This is a genomic window from Streptomyces sp. NPDC045968 (genome assembly GCF_056430475.1).
In genome coordinates this window covers 117,885-138,882 of record NZ_JBWKLF010000009.1, presented here as the reverse complement: position 1 = coordinate 138,882, position 20,998 = coordinate 117,885, and the positions used below count along the sequence as shown (strand labels likewise).

Sequence of the window (20,998 nt, the reverse complement as noted above, 5' to 3'; positions counted from 1 at the left end):
GGGACCTCTCCCCGGCCGGCTCACTCACTCAGGTGTTCCGTGACGCTAGACCCAGCCGTCGATCGTCCACTCCATGGCGTCCGCGTACAGCCGGGCGCCCCCGATCTTCGGGTGGAAGGACTGTGCCGAAAGGCCGTACGAGCTCAGAATCGGCCAGTCCTTGATCGTGTTGTCGCTGTCGGTCAGGGTCTTGACCATGCCGTGAATGCTCTCCGGGTCACCGCAGACTCCCTTGCCCTCGAAGTTCGTCGTGGGGTCGGAGAACCGGGCGTCGATGCCCCGGGACCTGGCCCTCAGCGCGGCGTCCTTCATCTCACTGGTGAGGTGCGTGGCGATGAAGTTGAGCCAGTCGTTGGACTCCTTGGAGAGTCCGAGCGGGCCGAGCCGCAGACAGCTGGCGTCACCGGAGATCAGCTTGGGGTAACCCATGAGCATGATCTTGGCGTTGGGGGCCTTGGCGTGAATCCGGTCCAGGACCGCGCCGATGTCCTCCTTCACGATCTGGGTGATGAGGAGCGGCAGTGCCTCCTGCATCTGGCGCCCCTGGTAGGGGCCGTCCCGGTTGGTCTCGACCGTGCCGTCGCCGTTGACGTCACGGTCGATCTTCGGCTCGTGCGACTCGAACGCCTTCGTCTCGCAGCTGCCCGATCCGTACGAGACCAGGCACTTCTGGATGACGTCGGCGAAGCGGGAGTCGTTACCACCGATGGAGATGGTGACCAGCGAGGTGTTCTGGTCCAGATACCCCTTCTGGAGTTGCGGCAGTTCGCCGTTCTCCGGGTCCTTCCAGATGTTGTAGGTGCGGGCCCCGGAGCAGGCGATCAGGTGGTAGTCCATGCCCGCGTCCCAGCTGTCCGCCATCTCACCGACGGACGAGAACGCCCCCGGTGTCTTGGCCTGGCGCGACCACGTCTTCTTGGAACGGTGGCAGGCGTTGCGGGTGTCCTCGTTCAGGGAGTCCCGGTAGTTGGTCTCCTTGTAGTAGTCCGCGTTGCCGTCGGAGGCACCCTCGCCGGAGGAGAAGGAGTCGCCCATGGCCACGATCTGGTGCTTGGGCTTGCCGGGCAGCTTCTGGAACGCGACCGAGTCCCAGGCCACGTCCTCCTCGCCGACGCCGTCCACGGTGTGGGTCGACAGGGAGACCGTGGGCGTGCCGGTGAAGCGGAAGACACCCAGGCTCACCCAGCGGTTCTCACGGGTGCGCTGGGGCACCACGCGGACCGTCGACGTCGAGTCCGTACCGCCCACGACATACGCCGCCTGGCGGGTGTGTGCGCCGTGGTCGGGCATGTGGACCAGGACCCTGCTCCAGCCGATGGCCGACTCACCGAGGGTCCACTTGCCCGTGGTGAAGAGCCGGTTGCCGTCGGTCGTGGTCTTGTCCCGGGTGTGCGAGAACCAGAAGTGGTTGTCGTCGCCCGCCCCGATCTGGTGCAGGTCCATCTTGGCTGGGTAACCGCCGTTCCACCCGTTGAAGGTGAACTGGAACGTCCCCGCCGACGCGGATTGTCCGCAGGTTCTGTTCGCACTGCCCGCCGGTTCCTGTCCGCGGGGGATGTCGTCGACGATCAGGGACCCGAGCGGCAGACCACCCATCCCGCACTGCGGCGGGTAGGAGTTCGCGTCAGGTTGTTCGACATAGGTGTCGTTGAAGCGATGGATCGCGTTGCCGCACATCGCGAGGAGGGTGCAGTCCTTCCACCCCACCGATGTGTTCCACCAACAGTGCAGCCAGTGCGGGTTGGTGTCGTCGTTGCCCTCGTCGAGGGTGCAGGCACCCTGGCCGGTGTCGTTGGAGTCACCGTCACCGATGCGGCCGGAGTAGCAGTCGTTGTTCTCCATGGTGCAGAACAGGTCGATCGGCGGCTTCGCGGTCGTACGGTAGCTGTTGCTGCTCCACCACGCGGGGCGGTATCCGGCCTGGATGTCACCGGGTCCGAACAGCGCGGCGATGGGCCGGGCGGCCCAGCCGATGACCTTCTCCTGGTACGGCCAGTGCTGCGGATTCGCGGCCTGCGAGTAGTCGTCCCCACCGGAGGAGTTCTCCAGGAACGGGGTCCGGTTGTACTTCCAGATCGGGTTGGCCGGGTTGTTGGTGAAGCCGACACCCCAGTGGTCGTCACCGCCCGCCGGGTCGCCGCCCTTCTCGTAGAAGCCCGAGTTGTAGGCCCACAGGGCGAAGAACCAGTTCTCGATGTAGCGCGGGTGGCCGTTGTTGACGGTCAGCCCGGTCTTCGCGGTCTGGTTCCACTTCTCGATGAGGATGTTCGCACCGGCGGCGATGTTCGCCGTGTAGTCCAGCGCGATGGCCTCCTGCTGGGTCTTGCTCAGCTTGACGCCCTGGTCGGCGAGGCGCATGCCGTCGGTGACCTGGGCGATGCCGTAACCACAGTCGGCCTTGGCCCAGTTGATGAGCCACGGGTCGGTCTGGTCGCCGTCCGCGGCGTACTCGACGCCGTAGTAGTTGCCGATCAGGGAGTTGGCGGTGACACCCGGTACCGCGAAGCGGGTGGCCTGCCACATGTTGGATTCCTGCGCGGTGATACCGAGCAGCACCTGCGAGGGGATGTGCCAGTCGTCGGTACGGTCCGGTACGCCGTTGGTGTCCCCGTACATCAGGTCCAGCGGGAACAGGGACTGCGGCTGGTAGGCCGACATGCCCGTGTTCTTCCAGTTGGCCGCACGGGATACGTGCTTGTTCAGCGTGCCGGCGACCGTCTGGTTCACGGCCCACTCCACCTGTCGCGGAGTCGGCTGGAACGCCTGCTTGCGGATGTCGTTGCGCGGCACGGCGCAGGTGCGCTCGGCCTCGACCGGGTCGGTGGGCGAACCGGCGAGCACCGTGGCGGCCGAAGCGCTGGAAGCGCTCGCCGAGGTGGTGGTCTTCGACGCCTTCGAAGCCTTGGCGGCCTTCGCGCCGCCGAGCAGCGCCGGAGAGGTGGCGGTCCCCGAGGCCTGCTCCTTCACGCCGCCGAGCGGCTTGCCGCCCGGCAGTGCCTCGAGCGCCGCCGTCTTCCCGGTGTCGAGCATGCGCAGCTCGGTCCGGACCGTGATGGCCTCGCCCTCGGCCGCGGCGCGCAGGGGAGCCTTCTTCCCCGTCGCCCAGGCGCTGTCCACGGCAGCCTTGCCGAGGGTCGAGATCCGGGCGTCCTTCGCCAGGTCGCCCCGGTTCTTGACGCTGCCCGGCAGCTTGCCCTCGGTCTTGGCCTCGCCGGTGACGTACACGGTGCCGTCGGCGGAGGACGCCAGGTCCCAGTCCGCCAGACCACCGCGGACCAGCGTGGCCGGCTTCGCGCCCCCGTTCCTGATCTGCTGGGCGCTCACCCGCCGGGCCCGGCTGTCGCCCTCGTCGGACTTCTTCTTCGCGGAGCCGGGAATCCGTTCGATGTACGTGACGCCGCCGTCGGCGTCGGCCCGCAGCTGGAAGGGGATGCCGGTCGTGCGGGCGATCGTCTTCTTCTTGTTGTCCTTGCCGATCCGGACCAGCCGTCCGCCGTCGGCGGCCACGATGCCCTGCGCCGTCGGCACCGCGGAGGTCACCTGCCCCCCGAACAGCACCGGCTTCTCGGCCTTGCCACTGGCGAGGTCGACGGAGACGAGACGGGTTCCGGACTGCTTGTCCCCGTCGTGGGAGAGCTGGGTGAAGACCGCCTCCTCACCCGTACCGCAACCGGGCGAGAAGTACGCCAGTGCCGCCTGGTACGGAAGCTTGGTGACCTTCCCCGACTCCAGGTCCACGACGGCGGTGAACGCCCCGCGGACCATCAGTTCGGGCTTGTTGGTGAAGGTACGGGGAGCGTAGGCCACCGCCGCCAGCTTCCCGGATTCGGAGACGCAGGCGTTCCCGATCCAGGCGTCGGCCTCGAAGCCGGGCTCCGCCAGGGTGGCGGCGGTCTTCCACTCGTACCCCTTGGCCGCGTCGGCCACGAGCACGTGGAAGCCCTCCGCGTCACCGGAGGTCGTCCAGGCCACGTCCTTGGAGGTGGCGTACCCCTTGCCCTGCACCGCGGCGCGCCGATCCGGGGAGATGGCGGCGGCGGGCCGCTCGCCTTCCTTGGCGGCCTTGCGCGCCTGGTCGGCCGACCACCCCTGGGCGGCGCCGTCCGGGATCTTGGGATCTACGGCAGCGGCCTGCGAAGGCAGTGTCGCCAGGAGCGCGACCGCGGTCGCGACGACCACCGGCCCCCGCGCCCGCCGCTGTCTGATACTTCGTTTCAAGGTGCGTTCCTACTCTGCTCGGCAGGAGCCGGAGCACACACCTGTGGAGGCCCCGGCCCGGCGGCGCACGAGGGCCGCCACGGGTCAGTGCACACCTGCGGTCTCTCTCCCACCTCTCCCTGATGTCCCGCCCGTTGCACCGCCGTTGGGCCAGGGAACTGCTTCCGGACATCTTTGACGCAAGCCCGCAGGTGATCACGGCGAGATCCGGCCTAATGATCATGGGCAGGTCAATTTCCGCCCCCCGTGTATCTACTGTCACGGGACAAATTGGGGATTGGGGAAGGGACTTCACATGGCTCTCACGGCACACGCCCGCCTCTGGGCTTCGGCCGTCGCGTTCGCGGCCGGCACCCTGCTCGTAGCCGCGCCGCAGGCCCAGGCCGCCGCTCCCGAAGCGCCGGCCGCCGCCTCCGCCGCCTCCGTCGCTCCGGACTGCCAGGGGATCTGCGTACTCGGCGTCCGTGCCGCGACCCACCCCGACTTCGACCGCTTCGTGATCGACCTGGGTGAGGGCACGATCCCCCAGTGGACGACGAGCACCCAGACGACCCCGCTGACGTGCTGCGGAGACGAGACGAACGAACACGTGGTGCCGATCCAGGGCAAGGAGTACCTGAAGATCTACCTGTCCCCGGCGACCACGTTCGACTTCAACACCTCCACGGTCGTGTACACGAGCCCGAGCTACGCCACGTACGACTTCCCCAGCCTCAAGGGCCAGGGCCGCACCGACATCTACGACCCCGAGGCGCGGGCCTTCCACATCGGCCTCGCGCTGGGCGACTACTCCTCGTACAAGATCTTCAAGCTCACGGCCCCGAACCGCCTCGTGGTCGACATCAACCACTGAAAGGGAGCACCCGCATGAAGCTCGCCCTCAACCGGTCCCTCGTCGTCGCCGCCGCGAGCGCCGCCGCCTTCGGCCTCATGTCCACCGTCGGCGCCGGCACGGCATCCGCCGGCGGCCTCTCGTCGGCCTCCTGGTGGAACACCTGGAGCGGCGCCACCAAGCTGGGCGGAAACGGCACCCTGGAGCCCTACGGCGAGAAGCTGTGGGCGGAGGACATCGCGGGAGACGGCTGGGGCACCCGTGTCCAGCTGCAGTACCGGGACTCCTCGGGCGTCTGGCACAACACCGGCGGCGTCTGCTTCGACGACACCTCCACCACGGGCGCGACCCTCTGCGACCGCAGCGTCGCGGAAGGCACACCGGTCCGGGTGCACATCTGGGCATCCAAGGACGGCGTCACCCGGGCGGGCGAGTACGGCAACGTCGTCGACGCCTGACCATCAACGCGCGAGGAGAGCCATGCGTCCGGCCCCTGGGTCGTCGGCGAGGCACTGAGCCACCGGCAGCCCGGCGGACCGGAGACCACCCGCTACACTTACGGCGACAGAACCCCGCCTTCGTAGCTCAGGGGATAGAGCACCGCTCTCCTAAAGCGGGTGTCGCAGGTTCGAATCCTGCCGGGGGCACAGAGAAATAGCAGTTCGGGGCCCCTTCCACGCATGCCGTGGAAGGGGCCCCGCGCGTGTTCCGCCGAGACGGCGGAGGTCAGCCCGCCACGGGCAGGACGGCCGCTATCGCGTTCCGGTCCTTGCGGCCGATCAGGGGGAAGATGATCTTCAGGCCCTGCTCGTTGTCCGGCGAGGAGACCACGAACGACGAGTTGAGCAGGCGCTCCTTGATCTCGGTGCGTACGAGGCCTGCGCGCGGGATCGTCATCAGGTGCTCTTCCGGCCGGGCGAACGTCGGGTTCGCCCGGAAGATGAAGATGCGGCGGTCGGTCATTCCCAGGTACATGGGGGTCGGCACCGGCACCACGGCCATTCCGCCGCCGCTCATGATCGCCGAGGCTGTCGCGAACGCCGCTGTCCGGCGCACGGAGACGGAGCTCAGGTTCACGATGGTCACCACCTCCACCTGCTCCCCGGGTTCGAGCATGGGGTCGATGGCGGCCAACAGCAGTCGGCGGCGCTTTCCGTTCACTGGGGGTACTCCTGCGAGGTCGAATCCAGACGGGCTCCGGTACTTTGCCACACCCTCCGGGCAGTAGCGGAACGGGATCGTCCGCACGGGGCGACGCCCTTCGCCCGGATCGTACGACCGTCTGCACGCGGGGCCGACAGCAGCATGGCCGTGCAGGCGAGCCGCTGACCGGCGAACTCGCGGATGCTCCGTAGCGCACCACGCTACGGAGCATCCGCGACCGCCCTCTTACGAGAGCGGGTCGACGGGGCCGAGCGGGTCGTCCTCCAGCCTGCGCAGGCGTTCCTTGTCGCAGGTGCGGGGGCAGGTGATGCAGGCCTCCGCGGGGCGGATCGTGTAGTAGAGGCAGCAGCCCAGCCGGGTGCGGGTCGGGTGGCGGGTTCCGTCCCGGGTGGTGAGGTCGCGGAAGGCCGCGCCGGCCGGGAACGGGGCGAGGGGGCCGGGCAGGAGCGCCTCGGCTGCCCGTAGCGCCTCCTCCTCCTGGCCGAGCACGCGGCCGAGGTACCAGAGGGCGGAGACGAGATCGTCCCCGGCCATGCCCCACAAGGCGCGCGGGCCGCGCCTCAGTCGGGGTGCCATCGCGGTCAGCAGGGGGCCCACGTGGTCGGCGACCGCGGCGCGCAGTTCGGTGCGCAGGGCTTCCTCGTCCGCCAGCACCCGGGTGCCGGGGAGGCCCGCGGCCGGGTCGTCGGGGAGGCAGGCGAACGTACCAGGCGTGATGTGCAACACGCCTGTGGCCAGGTCGACTTGTACGTCGCCGGGGCGCACCCGCGGAACGCGGCGCTCCAGGTGCCAGGCACCGCCCATGAGCAGGCAGACCGCCCAGAGGTAGTCGTGCAGGGCGCGGGACGCTGCCACATCGGGGCGGGGCTCGTGGTCGTGGCGGGCGCGGATGCGCGCCGACTCCGCCTCGACGAAGGCGGTGAGGTGATGCGGGTCCGTTGCCAATTGGTATGCGGTGGGGCCGCGTTGGGGGCGCGCCGCCTCCGGCGTGATGATCGACACCCGCAGCGTCCCGCAGTGCGCGGCGAGGCGTCGGTAGGTGGCGGCGAGAGGGATGGCGCTCGGCGCGGTGGAGCCGGTCGGCGGGGCGGCCGGGGCCACGGTCATCGGCACTCCTTGGACGACAACACACGACTTCGAGGGCAAGGTAAGGCTCACCTTATCCACGATTGCCGTCTTCGCGCACACCCTGCGTGTCGCCGTCGTGACCAAGTCGAGCCCCACAGCTGATTGACAACCTTAGGATTGCCTAACCTAAAATCTCCTCACGTGTCCAAGAAAGAGCAGGTTGGCCTGTCGGGCCCGTCGCTACTGAGAGCCCCTCTACTCCTGGCCGGCTTAGGGGCGTTGGCAGTCTGTGTCGCGTTGAGCCTCGCCGTGGGTTCGCGTTCTGTTCCGCTGTCCACCGTCCTGGACGCGCTCTTCCACGACGCCCACGGACGCGACGCGATCGTGGTGACCGGGCTCCGGCTCCCCCGTACCGTCGTCGCCGTCGTGGTCGGTGCCGCGCTCGGCGTGGCCGGAGCCGTGGCCCAGGGAATCACCCGTAACCCGCTCGCCTCGCCGACCACGCTCGGTATCAACGCGGGCGCGGGCTTCGCCGTGGTCGTCGCGATCTACGCGCTGCATCTCACCAGGCCCGTCGAGTACGTGTGGTTCGCCTTCGCCGGGGCCGCTGCCGCCGGGCTCCTCGCGCAGGCGCTCGCCCGGCGGTCGGGGGACATCGACCCCGTACGGCTGGCGCTCGGCGGTGTGGTGATCCAGATGGTGCTGCTGTCCTGGACGCAGGCCGTGATGCTGGCCAGTTCGCGCACGCTGGACGAGGCCCGGTTCTGGCTGGCCGGTTCGCTGTCCGGGCGCACCCTCGACGTGCTGTGGCCGGTCCTGCCGACGCTGGTGCTCGGGCTGGTCCTCGCCCTGGCCATCACATCGGCCCTCAACACCCTTGCCCTGGGCGACGATTCGGCCCAGGCGCTCGGGGTCCCGGTGGGCCGCATACGGCTGGCCGGCGGGATCGCGGTGGTGCTGCTCGCCGGTTCCGCGGTCGCGGTGGCCGGGCCCGTCGCCTTCATCGGACTCGCCGCGCCCCACCTCGTACGACTCGCCATCGGCTCCGACCACCGGCTGCTGGTGCCCGGCTGTCTGATCGCGGGCCCGCTGCTGCTGCTCGCCGCCGACGTCCTGGGACGGGTCGTCGTACGCCCGTCCGAGCTGGAGGTCGGCATCGTCAGCGCCTTCCTCGGTGCGCCGCTGCTCGCGGTGCTGGCCCGGAAGGTGGCCCGATGAACGACACGGCCGTACGCGACCGGCACAGCGGCCGGAAGACCTCCGCGCTCCCCGGGACCGGCGGGGCACGGGCCCGGCAACGGCGCCGGACCCTGCTGCTCGGGGGCTGCTCCGTCGCCCTCCTGTGCGTGCTGGTGACGCTCGCCGTGACCACCGGACAGCTGCGGCTGCCCGCGTCCGTCGCGCTGCGGGCCCTGATCGGGCTCGGCGATCCGGCCGATGTGCTCGTGGTGCAGGAGTTCCGCGCGCCCCGGATGGTCGCGGCGCTCTTCGCCGGGACCGGGCTCGGGGTGGCGGGCGCCATGCTCCAGCGGCTGTTCCGCAACCCGCTCGCCTCGCCGGACGTGATGGGGGTGACGGGCGGCGCCTCGTTCGGCGCGGTCGTGCTGCTCGCCACGGGCACCTCGCAGACCCTGATCCCGGTGGCGGCACTCGGCGGCGGACTGCTGGCCGCGCTGCTCCTCGGGGTGTTCGGCTGGCGGTCGGGGGTCTCCGTCGCCCGGCTGGTGCTCGTCGGGCTCGCCGTACAGGCCGGGCTCGCCGCGGCCGTGAACCTCATGGTCGTACGCTTCCCGGCCGAGCTCGCCAACTCGGCCCTCCAGTGGACCACCGGCTCGCTGTACGGCCGGACGTGGACGGAGGTCTGGGCGGCCGGCGCCGCGATGGCCGTGGCGCTCGGCGCCGCCTTCGCGCTGCACCGGAAGCTGGCCGTCCTGGACCTCGGCGACGACTCGGCGGGCGGCCTCGGCCTCAACACCGACGCCGCCCGGCTCCAACTCCTCGTCACCGCCGTCACCCTGGCCTCGCTGGCCGCCGCCCTCACCGGCCCCGTCGCCTTCGTCGCGCTGGCCGTACCGCATCTGGTGCGGTTCGTCGCCGGGCCGCCGACCGCCGGGACGCTGGTCCTCACCGGGCTGGGCGGTGCCGTGCTGCTCCTCGCCGCCGACCTCGTCGTACAGCACCTGCTGCCCGTGAGCGGGCTGCCGGTCGGGGTGGTCACCGCCACGCTCGGCGCCCCCTGGCTCCTCGTCCTGATGATCCGCCAGAGCAGGCCCGTCAACCGGAGTGACGCATGAGCCGACCGATCGCCACGAACCAGCTGTCCACGCACGGCCTCGACCTGCGGTACGGGGAGCGCGTCGTCATCGCCGGCCTCGACCTGGCCCTGCCCGGTGGCGCGATCACCGCCATCGTCGGGCCCAACGCCTGCGGCAAGTCCACCCTGCTGCGCGGGCTCACCCGGCTGCTGGCCCCGTCCGGCGGCAGCGTCGCCCTGGACGGCGCGGACATCCACCGGATGTCCGCGCGAGCGCTGGCACGCCGGATGGGTCTGCTTCCGCAGCAGCCGGTCACCCCGGACTCGATCACCGTCGAGGCGCTGGTCCGCCTCGGCCGCTATCCGCACCAGCGGTTCCTGAGCCCCTGGTCGGAGGCCGACCAGACGGCGGTGGACGAGGCGCTGGCGCGTACCGGCACGACATCGCTGCGCGACCAGCCGGTGGACCAGCTCTCCGGCGGCCAGCGGCAGCGCGCCTGGATCGCGCTCGCCCTGGCCCAGGACACCGAACTGCTGCTGCTGGACGAGCCGACCACCTTCCTGGACCTGCGCCATCAGCTCGACGTGCTGGACCTGGTCGCCGAACTGCACGCCGAGGCGGGACGCACCGTCGTGATGGTGCTGCACGACCTCGGACAGGCCGCCCGCTACGCGGACCACCTCGTGGTCCTCAAGGACGGAAAGCTGGCCGCGGCCGGGGCCCCCGCCGACGTGCTCGACGCGGAGCTGGTCAAGTCCGTGTTCGACGTGGACTGCCGGGTGATCCCCGACCCCGAGACCGGCACCCCGCTCGTCATCCCGAAGGACAGGTCGGCGCGGCACACCGCCGCCGTCCTCGCCTAGGCGAGGGCGCCCCACCCCGGCCCTCAGCACCCGCACGAACTCCAACCGCCGCTCACAGCAAGGACAAAGAACCCTCATGACCACACGAGCTCCCCTGCACGGCACCCGCCGGCTGAGCGCCGTACTGCTCGCCGTCGCCCTCGGCACCGGAACGCTCGCCGCCTGCGGCAGCGACGAGCCGGCCGACGACACGAAGGCCGGGGCGGGGGCCGCCGCGGACGCCGGTTTCCCGCGCACCGTCACGCACGCGATGGGCGACACCGAGATCCCCGCGAAACCGAAGAAGGTCGTGGTCCTCGACACCGGCGAACTGGACGACGTCACGCTGCTCGGCATCGAGCCGGTCGGCGCGGTCTCCCCGCACATGAAGACCGAGGGCGGTTTCCCCAACTACCTCAAGGACAAGATCGGTGACGTCAAGGACGTCGGCCCCATGGAGGAGCCGAACCTCGAACTGATCGCCTCGCTCAAGCCCGATCTGATCCTCTCCTCCAAGGTCCGCCACGAGAAGGTCTACGACAAGCTCAACGGCATCGCCCCGACCGTGTTCACGGAGACCACCGGTGCTCCGTGGAAGGAGAACCTGAAGGTCCACGCCGAGGCCCTGGGTCTGGAGAAGCAGGCGGACACGGCGCTGAAGAGCTACGAGGCCAGGGCGAAGGCCCTCGGTGAGGCCATCAAGGCGAAGTACGACGGTGCGATGCCGTCCGCCTCGGTCGTCCGCTTCGTCGCCGGGCCGACCCGCCTCTACCAGAAGTCCGCGTACAGCGGCATCGTCCTCGACGACATCGGTCTGACGCGCCCCGCCTCGCAGAACTCCGACGACCCCGCGATGACGATGCTGGACGTCAGCCCCGAGCAGATCGACAAGGCCGAGGCCGACCTCGTCTTCGTCACGGTCGCCGACGAGCCCGACAAGACGCAGCAGAAGGACGTCACGTCCAACCCCGTCTGGAAGGACCTGAAGGCCGTCAAGGACGGCAAGGTCTTCACCGTCCCGGACGAGACGTGGATGTCCGGCATCGGTGTCCAGGCCGCCGGGAACATGCTCGCCGACGTGGCCAAGGCCACCGGCGTCGAACTGCCGAAGAAGTAGCGCACCGGTCACCACCACGGGGGCGGGCCGACGGCCGCACCGTCGGCCCGCCCCCGGTCGGCGCCCGCGCCCTCCGTCGTCCTCCGGAAGTGGTCCCCATGCGGTTGTACGTTCTCGCCCTCAATCCCACCGACTCGGTCACCGAGGGCTTCCTCCCCGCGGCCCGCCGGCTCGGCCTCGGCATCACCCTGCTGACCGACCGGCCCGATCCCCATCTGCTCGCCCACCCGGACATCGAGACCCTCCCGTGCGACGTACGGGACTTCCGCGCCGTCATCACCCGGATCTCGACGCACCACGCGCCCGCCGCCGTCTTCACCAACAGCGACCACCTCCAGACCCAGGCCGCCCTGGCCGCCGACTACTTCGGCCTGCCGGGCAAGGACTGGCGCGCCACGCTGCGGACCAAGGACAAGGCGCAGATGCGCCGCCACCTCGCCGCGGCCGGAGCCGACGCCGTGTGGTCGGCCGAGCTGCCCGCGGGCGAGCCGGCCGACGCCCTGGCCGCCGGAGCCCCGTACCCCTGTGTGGTCAAACCGCGCGAGGGCGTGGCCAGCGAGGACGTGGTGCTCGTCGCCGGGCCCGAGGAGCTGTCGCTGCGCTGCAAGGAGATCCGGGAGCGACGGCCGGACGCGGCGCTGGTCGTCGAGGAGTATCTCCCCGGAGAGCTGTACACCCTGGAGACGCTGGGCGACGGGCACGTACGCCACGTCCTGGGCGGTTTCCACACCGAGCTGTCCGCGCCCCCGTACTTCATCGAGGAGCGCATGCGGTTCGTGCCCTCGCATCCGCCGGCCGTCCTCCAGCAGGTACTGGCCCAGCTGGACGCCCTCGGTGTCGGCTTCGGCGCCTGCCACACCGAGTTCGTGGTGCGCGAGGGGCGGGCCAGGATCATCGAGGTCAACTACCGGGCGATCGGTGACCAGTGCGATCTGCTGCTGGAGCAGCTGCTCGGTATCCCGCTCTTCGAGCACATCCTGCGTACGCACCTGGGTGAGCCCCTGCCCGCCGCGCTCGGCGCCCGTGCCGACGGGTGCGCCCGGATCGACTACCCGTGCGCCGAGCGCGCCGGCACGCTCACGGCCGCGCCCGAAGCGGCGGACCTGCGGGCCGACGGCGTCGAGCTGACCTACCGGCCGCTGCGCCGCACCGGGGAACGGCACGAGCTGTACGGCACCAACCGCGACTACCTCGGGGTCGTCCGCGCCACCGGCACCGACCAGGGAGCCGTGGACCGGGCCGTGGCGGACTTCCTGGCCGCACGGCGCTGGGAGATAACGCCGTGACGGCCCCCGCGACCACGGAGCGCGACACCGCCGAGGGCGAGCTGGTGCTGCGGGTACTGAGCGCGCTGCTGCGCGAGGACGTGGTCGGCCTGCGGACCCGCGGCGCCGTCGTGGAGCGGCGCGACGGCCGCTGGCTGCGGCTGCCCACCAGCGCCGCGGACCGGGCGTCCGGGGCGCCCGACGCGCTGCTGCTGCCTGTCGGTGACGACGGCTACCAGTGCGAACTGGCCGCACGGCTCCCGCTGCTCCGCCAGGAGCCGGACGGGACACGGCTGCTGACGACCGACGCGATCCTCGCCGCGCTCCGGCAGCTCGCCGACCCCGCCGACCGGGCCGGATTCGACGCCTTCGCCGAGGAGTGCCGGCAGACCCTCGCCACCGTACGGCTGCACGACGCGACCCGCGACGAGGTCTCCGCCGGACTCGCCGGCCGCTACGGCAGCGACCCGGCCGAGTGGACGGGTCTGGCCGGCGGGCTGGCCCACGACACGCTCGCGGCCCGCCTCGACCACCCCGTCTATCCGACCGGACGCGGCCGGTCCGGGCTCACCGACGAACAACTCCGCATGTACGCACCGGAGTTCCACCCGACCTTCGCGCTGCGGACGCTCGCCCTGCCCCGGGAGGCCGTCACCGTGCGGGGGTCCAGCACCTGGCTTTCGCCCTCGGCGGCCGGGCTGCCCGAGCTCGAAGGCAGCCATCTCGCCCTCCCCGTACATCCGTTGACGCTCGGCGCCCCGTTGCGGGAGGCGCTGCGCGCCACCGGGCTCGACCGGACGGCGGTCCTGGCCGGACGGCCGCACCCGGAGGTCGTCCCGACGCTGTCGATGCGCACCGTGGCCCTCGCCTCCGACCCCACCCTGCACCTCAAGCTCCCGCTGGCCACCGCCACCCTGGGCCTGCGCAACCGGCGCACCATCAAGCCGGGCACGCTGGTCGACGGGGCCGCGGGCCAGCGGCTGATCGAAACGGTGATCGCCCGGGAGCCCCGGTTCCGCGAAACGATCCTGCACGCCGACGAGACCCAGTACGCGCACGCCGGTCACGAGCTGCTCGCCGTCCTCTGCCGCCGCTACCCGGCCGGACTCGACGACGCCGTCGTCCTGCCCATGGCGGCGCTGCTCAGCAGGGCGCCCGACGGCCGGCTGCTCTCCGACCACCTCGCCGACCGTTTCTACGGCGGCCGGACGACGGCCCTCCTCGACGCCGTGCTGACCCTGCTCTTCGACTGGCAGACCACCCTCTTCGGATACGGCATCGCCCTGGAGTCCCACCAGCAGAACATCTCCCTGGTGCTGGACGAGCACGCGCACCGGACCCGTCTGCGGCTGCTGCTGAAGGACAACGACGGTCCCCGCGTCCACGCGGCCAGGCTGCGCGGCGCGCTCGGCCCCCAGGCCCCCGGCCCGGCGGAGTTCGACGACGCGCGGATCTTCGGCGACAGCGACGGGCCGGTCGTCGACCTGTTCACCACCATCACCGTCCACCTGTGCGCGGGGGCGTACGCCTTCGGGCTCGCCCGGCACGGCCGCGCCCCGCTCGACGAACTGCTGCGGCTCGTACGCGACCGGCTCGGCGAGGCCGTGGACCGCCTCGGCACCGGTCCCGGCGAGCCCGGCACCGTACTGCGCCGGCGGGTGCTGGACGCGGAGCGGCTGCCGGTCAAGGCGATGGTGAGCGCCGGGACCCTGCTCACCAAGGAGCGCTCGGGCGCGGCCGACATCAACAAGCACTACACGACAGGACCCAACTACCTGCTGCCTGGGGTGTGAGTCGCGATGACATCCGGAATCAGGACGACGACAGGACCCGCGGACACCAGGCCGGAGTTCGGCCGCCGCCAGGTCCGTGCCGTGGCCGCCTGCTACTTCGTGGCGTCCTTCGCCGCGCTGGGCCTGCCCCCGTACCTCACCGTGATCCTTCCCGAGCTCGGTGACACCGCCGCCCGGTGGGCCGGGCTGCTCTACATCGTGCCGACGGTCTTCGGCGCGCTGGGCGCTCCCCTGTGGGGCCGCCTCGCCGACCGTTACGGGCGCAAAAGGCTGCTGCTCCGCGCGCAGCTGGGCCTGGCCGTGTCGTTCCTGCTCGCCGGGTGGGCGGACTCCCTGGCCACGTTCACCGCCGCGCTCGTGCTCCAGGGCATTCTCGGCGGTACGTTCGCCGCGTCCAACGGCTACCTCGCGGCGGCGCTGGAGGGCCCGGGACTGTCCAGGGCGCTCACCCTGATGCAGGGAGCGGCCCGGGCGGCGCTGGTCTTCGCGCCGATCGTGGTCGGCTCCCTGTCGCCCTGGGTCTCGCCGCACCGCCAGTACGCCCTGCTCGCGGTGCTGCCCCTGGCCGCCGCCGTGATGCTCGCCGCGCTGCCGGAACCGGGCCGGACGCCCGCGGCACCCGAACCGTCCACGGCGGTCCAACCGCCGGAGGCGCCGGAACCGTCCCCGGCACCCGAGCCGTCCGCCCTCACGCCGGGCCTCCCCCGGCCCCGGACCATGGAGCCCGCCACCCCGCTCCGGTCGCTCTACGCCTACGAGTTCGCCTTCGTCTTCTCCACCGTCATCTCCTTCCCCTATCTGATCTCTCTGGTCGGGGAGCGCGTGCCCGGCATCTCCCCGGTCGTCTCCGGTGTGCTCTTCGCGCTGCCGCACCTCTTCTACCTCGTGTGCGCGATGCAGGTGCACAAGGCGTTCGAGGGCCGCCCGCGGACCGGGATCGCCCTCGGCTTCGCCTTCATCGCGCTCGGCCTCGCCGGGCACGGCACCGCCGACACCCTCGCCGCGTTCACCGCCGTACGCCTGCTGCTCGGCGTCGGCCTCACGCTCGGTCTGGTCTGCCTGTCCATGCTGGCCGCCGACTGCGCCAAGGGCCGGCCGCCCGGCGGGATGTTCGGCACGCTGGAATTCGTCTCCAAGGCGGGGGCGGTCGCCGCCGGTGTCGCCGCCGCGGCCGGCAACAGCGCGTTCGGGCCGGCCGCCCCCCTGCTCATCGGTACCGCCGTGGCCGTGGGAGCGGTGCTGACCGTCGCCCTCCCCGCCCTGGCCCGTCGCCCGCACCGCATCCGCACCCATACCCGCTGGAGCCGTTGATGTCATTGCCCACCGGCACCGCCCGCGCACACCCCTCGACGCCGGCCGGGCTGCCCGGCGCCGACCGGGCCGTGGCGCACACCCTGCTCAACTGCCTGCTCCGCGAGGTTTCGGGACCCGAGCACCAGACGGCCGTCGTCGACGGCCATCTGCTGCTGCGGCTGCCCCGGCGCGGCGTGCTGCTCCGCGTGGCCCTGCGCCGCACCTCGCTCCTGGGCGCCCACCGCTTCAGGGGCCCGGTCACCGAACAGCACGACGGCGGCTGGAAGGAGGTGGACTGGTTCCGCCTCGCCGAGTACATCCACGCCGAACTCTCGCTCCGCACGGGCGTGGCCAACGACGAGTTCCTGGACCAGGTCCGCTCCAGCCATCAGGGGGTCTCGGCCGCCCTCGCCGCACCGCGCCGGACCCCGGACCCCGCGAGCGGCGCCCTGGCCACGTATCTGGCGTCGGAACAGTCCCTCCTGCTCGGCCACCGCTTCCACCCCACGCCCAAGGCCCGCAGCGGCGACCCGGCCGCCTGGTCCTCGTACGCCCCCGAGGCCGCCGCCTCCTTCCCGCTGCGGATGCTCGCCGTGCGGGACCACCTGATCGCCGAGGAATCCACCGGTGCCGGGGCCACCGCCCCGCTCGACCGCCTCCACCCGGTGCCCGAGGGGTACCGTCTGCTGCCCGTGCACCCCTGGCAGTACGAGCTGCTGCACGAGCACCCCGCGCTCGGGGAACGCCTCGACCGGGGTGACATCCTCGACCTCGGCCCCGGCGAGGACCCGTTCACGGCGACCGCGTCCGTGCGCACCCTGTACGACGGCGACTCGTTCCTCAAGTTCAGTCTCAACATCCGCATCACCAACTGCCTGCGCAAGAACTCCAGTTACGAACTCTCCGGCGCCGTGGCCCTGACCCGCGTCCTGGCACCGGCACTCGCCGACCTGGCCACCCGCTTCCCCGGCAGCGCCATGCTCCGCGAGCCCGCGTACCGCAGCCTGGCCGTGCCGGGGCCGGACGGGCGGCCCGATGTCGGGCTCCTGGAGGGCTTCGGCGTGATCGTCCGCGAGGGACTGGCGGAGCGGCTGCTGCCCGGTACGACCCCGCTGCTCGCGGGCGCCGTCGCCGACGAGTTCCCCACCGGCCCCGGCCATATCTCACGGCTGCTGGACGGCGGGGGCCCGCAGGCCGCCCTCGACTGGTGGGCGGCCTACCTCGATCTGCTCGTACCGCCCGTCCTGGCCGCGTACTTCGACCACGGCCTCGTCCTGGAGCCGCACCTCCAGAACGTCCTCGTCTGTGTCGACCGCGACGGACTGCCCGTCCAGGTCCTCTTCCGTGACCTGGAGGGCACCAAGCTCGTCCCCGAATTCCACGCGGCGACGCTCGCCTCTCTCCCGCCCGAGGTCGCGGGCCCGCTCACCTACGACGCGCAGCGCGGCTGGGACCGCGTCGTCTACTGCCTGCTGGTCAACCACGTCGCCGAGACACTCGCCGCTCTCGCCGACCTCCACCCGCACACCGAGACCGCACTGTGGGCCCAGGTGCGCACCACTCTCCAGAAGTACGCCGACGAGCACGGCTGCCCGCCCCGCCTGAGCGCCCTGCTGGCCGGCGTACCACTGCCCGCCAAGGCCAACCTGCTCACCCGCTGGGGGCGCAAGGCCGACCGCGAGGCCGCCTACGTCCGCCTCCCCTCGCCCCTCGCCGCGGACCTGCTCTCCGGAGCGACCCGGCCCGACTGCCTCGCCGCCCCCTGGAGCAACCGATGACCTCCCCGACCCCCGTGGTGCGCGCACGCGCGCTGGCCCTCTCCCCCGACGAGCTGCCCGCCTACCTCTACGACCTGGCGTCCCTGCGCGCGCACGCCGCGGCGGTACGGGCGGCCCTGCCCGGGCGCGTCGAGCTGTACTACGCGGCGAAGGCCAACCCGGAGCCGGAGATCCTGGAGGCCCTCGGACCGTACGTGGACGGTTACGAGGTCTCCTCCGGCGGCGAACTGACCCATGTCGCCAAGGCCGTTCCCGGACGCCCGCTGGCCTTCGGCGGCCCCGGCAAGACGCCCGCGGAGATCGCCGCCGCCCTGGACCTCGGCGTGGAGCGCTTCCACGTGGAGAGCGAGCACGAACTGCACCTGCTGGCGCACCTCGCGGCGCTGCGGGCCCCGGACGCGCGCGTCGCGGTCCTCCTGCGCTTCAACCTCCCGCTGGCGGCGGGCACGCTGGAGGGCAGCTCCCTGGCCATGGGCGGCCGCCCCACCCCCTTCGGCTTCGACCCCGGCCGGGCGGACGCCGCCGTACGTCTGCTGACCGACGGCACGTACCCGCAGCTCGAACTGCGCGGCGTGCACGCCCATCTGGCGAGCGGACTCGACGCTCCGGAGCAGCTCGCGGTCGCCGAGTCGATCGTCACCTGGTCGCTCGCGCTCGCCGGCCGCCACGGCATCCCCCTGCCGGAGGTGAACATCGGCGGCGGCATGAACGTCGACTACACCCGGCCCGCCGCCCGCTACGACTGGGCGGCCTACGGCAAGGGCCTCGGCGCCCTCGCCGACGCCCACCCCGGCCTGCTGCTCCGCATCGAACCGGGCCGGGCCCTCACCGCGTACTGCGGCTGGTACGCCACCGAGGTGCTGGACGTGAAGCACAGCCACGGCGAGGAGTTCGCCGTCGTACGCGGCGGCACCCACCATCTGCGCACCCCCGCGGCGAAGAGCCACGACCAGCCGTGCGCCGTGCTCCCCGTGGAGACCTGGCCCCACCCGTGGCCGCGCCCCGGCGCCCGGCAGGACACCGTGACGCTGACCGGCCAGCTCTGCACCCCGAAGGACGTACTGTCCCGTTCCGTTCCGGCACCGGGGCTCCGGGCGGGCGACCGGGTGGCGTTCGCCCTGACCGGCGCGTACGCCTGGAACATCTCGCACCACGACTTCCTGATGCACCCGCGGCCGGGCTTCCACTTCCTGGAGTGAAGACCCCTGGCGGCCTCCGCGCCACGACGCGGGACCGGGACCGGGCTACGGTGGCCGCATGACCTCGACTGTCGCGGTGGATACGGGAGTAGGGCCCCTGCTGCGCGGCTGGCGTGAGCGCCGCCGCCTCAGCCAACTGGAGCTCGCCCTGCGGGCGGACTCCTCGGCCCGGCACATCAGCTTCGTCGAGACGGGCCGCTCGCGCCCCAGCCAGGACATGATCCTGCGGCTGGCCGAGCACCTGGACGTCCCGGTGCGGGAGCGCAACTCCCTGCTGCTGGCGGCCGGTTACGCACCCGTGTACCCGGAGACCCCGCTCGACGACCCGGCGCTGGAAACCCTGCGCTCCGGTCTGCTGCAACTGCTCGCCGGATACGAGCCGTACCCGGCGTTCGTGGTCGACGCGACCTACAACGTGGTCGCCGCCAACAACGGCATGACGATGATCCTGGACGGCGTACCGGAGCGGCTGCTCGCTCCCCCGCTCAACGCGATGCGCCTGACCCTCCATCCGGAGGGTCTGGCGCCGAGGATTCGCAATCTGCGGGAGTGGCGTGGCCACCTCCTCGCCCAGATGGAACGGCAGATCGCCCTGGTCCGCTCGGAGGCGCTGCGCGCGTTGTACGAGGAGGTGTCGGCGTATCCGGTGTGGGACGCGGGCGTGGAGCCGGCCGAGCCGGTCCCGTACTTCGCGCTGCCGCTCCGGATCGAGCACGACGGCCGGGTGCTGTCGTTCATCTCGTCGATCTCGACCTTCAACACACCCATGGACGTGACGGTGGCCGAGCTGGCCATCGAGACACTCCTGCCGGCGGACAAGGCGACCGCCGCCTACCTCCGCTCACTCAGCGACTGAGCCGCAGCGCCCCGAACTGCACGGCCGCGAAGGCCCCCACGGTGCCGGCCTGCATCAGACCCCACACCGCACCGGTCGTGGTCGGAGTGAGCCAGAGGGCGAGTGCGGCGATGCTGACCACCACCCAGGCGATGTTGGTCTCGATCACCACGCGGGTGAGGAAGGCCGAGGGCTCGCGCCGGGAGGCGAGCCAGCCGACGTCGGCGGCGTACACCAGGAGGAAGACGCCGATCCAGAGGAGCAGCGTCGGGTCGACGCCCAGCAGCCGGCCGAGCGGTCCGGACGCGGCCACGTAGGCGAGGCCGTTGGCCCCGGTGACCACCGCGTCGAGGGCGAGGAACCGGCGGAGCATGGTGAGCGGTTCGGCGGTGCGGGCGAGGCCGGACAGTGTGGTCACGGACATCGGGAATCAGCCTCCATCGGGGACGTGCACGCGGATCGTGGGACGGATCCCGAGGCGGGGTAAGCCGCCTCGGAACCCGGTGGAACCACCATGCCGGTCGCCGGGAAACGGGTCGATTACCCGCGAGGTAATGCTCCACCGACCCCGTCACCCGGCGACGGCGTCCTGCGCCTCCTCGGCGTCCCCGTCCTCCTCCGCCTCCCACCGCAGCAGGTCCCCCGGCTGGCAGTCGAGCACCTCGCAGAGCGCGGCGAGCGTCGCGAAGCGCACCGCCTTGGCCCGGCCGTTCTTGAGGACCGCCAGGTTCGCGGGCGTGATGCCGACGCGGTCCGCGAGCTCACCGACGGACATCTTGCGCCGGGCCAGCATCACGTCGATGTCGACGACGATCGGCATCAGATCACCTCGTCCAGCTCGGCCTTCATCTGCGCGGCCTCGACATCGCGCGCGACGGCCTGCGCGAGCAGCATCCGCAGGACGAGCACGATGAGCGCCACCCCCAGAACCGCAAGACCGGCCCCGCCGAGCAGCAGGACGATACCGGGCGCCACGGCCTCGCCCGGCGCCAGAACGGCCCCGAGCGCGAACACCAGGAAGGCGGCCGCCACGAAAGCGCCGATCACGATGTGCACGTACCGGAAGGCGGCCTCGGAGAACACCGTCCCGCGCCGCACCATCGTCACCAGCCGCCACACGCAGACCAGGACGACCTGGGCCGTCAGGACACCCAGGACGGTGATCACCAGGAACGGCGTGCGCAGATACGCGTACTCCTCGTCCAGCCCGTTCAGATCGGTGGCCAGCAGCGGCACCATCACCGCCTCCACGAACACCGAACCGGCGAGCAGCACCACGAGCACGGCGCGCAGCGCGAGCACTGTCAGCTTTCCCATCACGTCTCCCTCGATCGACCGA

The 20,998-nt window shown here is 71.6% G+C and carries 18 protein-coding genes and 1 tRNA gene; 13 read left to right on the top strand and 6 right to left on the bottom strand.

Going from position 1 to position 20,998, the window contains the following annotated elements; genetic code table 11:
* Positions 1-45 precede the first annotated feature (45 nt).
* Positions 46-4,218 (bottom strand): NocE, encoded by a 4,173-nt coding sequence (locus AC07FA_RS25415; protein WP_479078479.1) that lies wholly within the window; start codon positions 4,216-4,218, stop codon positions 46-48.
* A 295-nt stretch (positions 4,219-4,513) separates the two neighbouring features.
* Between AC07FA_RS25415 and AC07FA_RS25410 the strand changes: the two genes are divergently transcribed.
* From AC07FA_RS25410 to AC07FA_RS25400, 3 genes are all read left to right on the top strand, one after another.
* The gene (locus tag AC07FA_RS25410; RefSeq protein WP_479078478.1) at positions 4,514-5,071 is read left to right on the top strand and encodes an AMIN-like domain-containing (lipo)protein; all 558 of its coding nucleotides are present in this window, start codon (positions 4,514-4,516) and stop codon (positions 5,069-5,071) included.
* Positions 5,072-5,085: 14 nt separating this feature from the next.
* A complete protein-coding gene (locus AC07FA_RS25405; protein WP_479078477.1) occupies positions 5,086-5,508 on the top strand; it encodes a hypothetical protein in 423 nt (140 codons plus the stop codon).
* Positions 5,509-5,624: 116 nt separating this feature from the next.
* Positions 5,625-5,697 (top strand) — tRNA-Arg (locus tag AC07FA_RS25400).
* Positions 5,698-5,776: 79 nt separating this feature from the next.
* Here AC07FA_RS25400 and AC07FA_RS25395 read toward each other — a convergent pair.
* Together AC07FA_RS25395 and AC07FA_RS25390 are read right to left on the bottom strand one after the other, a co-directional pair.
* Positions 5,777-6,211: a hypothetical protein gene (locus AC07FA_RS25395; RefSeq protein ID WP_479078476.1), complete on the bottom strand. Its 435-nt coding sequence runs from the start codon at positions 6,209-6,211 to the stop codon at positions 5,777-5,779.
* Positions 6,212-6,439: 228 nt separating this feature from the next.
* Positions 6,440-7,321, bottom strand: coding sequence for a (2Fe-2S)-binding protein (locus AC07FA_RS25390; RefSeq protein WP_479078474.1), 882 nt, complete (start codon positions 7,319-7,321; stop codon positions 6,440-6,442).
* Between the two features lie 186 nt (positions 7,322-7,507).
* Here AC07FA_RS25390 and AC07FA_RS25385 point away from each other — a divergent pair, with 186 nt between their 5' ends.
* The 10 genes from AC07FA_RS25385 (at position 7,508) to AC07FA_RS25340 (ending at position 19,680) form a co-directional block, all read left to right on the top strand.
* Complete coding sequence (locus tag AC07FA_RS25385; protein WP_479078793.1) at positions 7,508-8,500, top strand: FecCD family ABC transporter permease; 993 nt, start codon at positions 7,508-7,510, stop codon at positions 8,498-8,500.
* Complete coding sequence (locus AC07FA_RS25380; protein ID WP_479078473.1) at positions 8,497-9,576, top strand: FecCD family ABC transporter permease; 1,080 nt, start codon at positions 8,497-8,499, stop codon at positions 9,574-9,576. The genes AC07FA_RS25385 and AC07FA_RS25380 overlap by 4 nt, the downstream gene beginning before the upstream one ends.
* A complete protein-coding gene (locus tag AC07FA_RS25375) occupies positions 9,573-10,400 on the top strand; it encodes an ABC transporter ATP-binding protein (protein WP_479078471.1) in 828 nt (275 codons plus the stop codon). The genes AC07FA_RS25380 and AC07FA_RS25375 overlap by 4 nt, the downstream gene beginning before the upstream one ends.
* Before the next feature lie 76 nt (positions 10,401-10,476).
* Entirely contained in the window at positions 10,477-11,496 is a 1,020-nt protein-coding gene (locus AC07FA_RS25370; RefSeq protein WP_479078469.1) for an ABC transporter substrate-binding protein, read from the top strand.
* 98 nt (positions 11,497-11,594) lie between these two features.
* The gene (locus tag AC07FA_RS25365) at positions 11,595-12,782 is read left to right on the top strand and encodes an ATP-grasp domain-containing protein (RefSeq protein WP_479078468.1); all 1,188 of its coding nucleotides are present in this window, start codon (positions 11,595-11,597) and stop codon (positions 12,780-12,782) included.
* Positions 12,779-14,554, top strand: coding sequence for an IucA/IucC family protein (locus tag AC07FA_RS25360; RefSeq protein ID WP_479078466.1), 1,776 nt, complete (start codon positions 12,779-12,781; stop codon positions 14,552-14,554). The genes AC07FA_RS25365 and AC07FA_RS25360 overlap by 4 nt, the downstream gene beginning before the upstream one ends.
* 6 nt (positions 14,555-14,560) lie before the next feature.
* The gene (locus tag AC07FA_RS25355) at positions 14,561-15,865 is read left to right on the top strand and encodes an MFS transporter (protein ID WP_479078465.1); all 1,305 of its coding nucleotides are present in this window, start codon (positions 14,561-14,563) and stop codon (positions 15,863-15,865) included.
* Positions 15,865-17,625, top strand: a complete 1,761-nt coding sequence (locus tag AC07FA_RS25350; RefSeq protein ID WP_479078463.1) for an IucA/IucC family protein — start codon at positions 15,865-15,867, stop codon at positions 17,623-17,625. Before AC07FA_RS25355 ends, AC07FA_RS25350 begins: the two co-directional genes overlap by 1 nt.
* Entirely contained in the window at positions 17,622-18,824 is a 1,203-nt protein-coding gene (locus AC07FA_RS25345; RefSeq protein ID WP_479078461.1) for a type III PLP-dependent enzyme, read from the top strand. Before AC07FA_RS25350 ends, AC07FA_RS25345 begins: the two co-directional genes overlap by 4 nt.
* Before the next feature lie 58 nt (positions 18,825-18,882).
* A complete protein-coding gene (locus AC07FA_RS25340) occupies positions 18,883-19,680 on the top strand; it encodes a helix-turn-helix domain-containing protein (protein WP_479078460.1) in 798 nt (265 codons plus the stop codon).
* Here the strand turns inward: AC07FA_RS25340 and AC07FA_RS25335 are convergent.
* From AC07FA_RS25335 to AC07FA_RS25325, 3 genes are all read right to left on the bottom strand, one after another.
* Positions 19,670-20,083, bottom strand: coding sequence for a hypothetical protein (locus AC07FA_RS25335; protein WP_479078458.1), 414 nt, complete (start codon positions 20,081-20,083; stop codon positions 19,670-19,672). The genes AC07FA_RS25340 and AC07FA_RS25335 overlap by 11 nt on opposite strands.
* A gap of 147 nt (positions 20,084-20,230) precedes the next feature.
* Positions 20,231-20,479, bottom strand: coding sequence for a helix-turn-helix domain-containing protein (locus tag AC07FA_RS25330; RefSeq protein WP_479078456.1), 249 nt, complete (start codon positions 20,477-20,479; stop codon positions 20,231-20,233).
* Positions 20,479-20,976 carry a DUF2975 domain-containing protein gene (locus AC07FA_RS25325; protein WP_479078454.1) on the bottom strand — a complete coding sequence of 166 codons (498 nt, stop codon included), beginning with the start codon at positions 20,974-20,976 and terminating at the stop codon, positions 20,479-20,481. Before AC07FA_RS25325 ends, AC07FA_RS25330 begins: the two co-directional genes overlap by 1 nt.
* Positions 20,977-20,998: the final 22 nt, after the last annotated feature.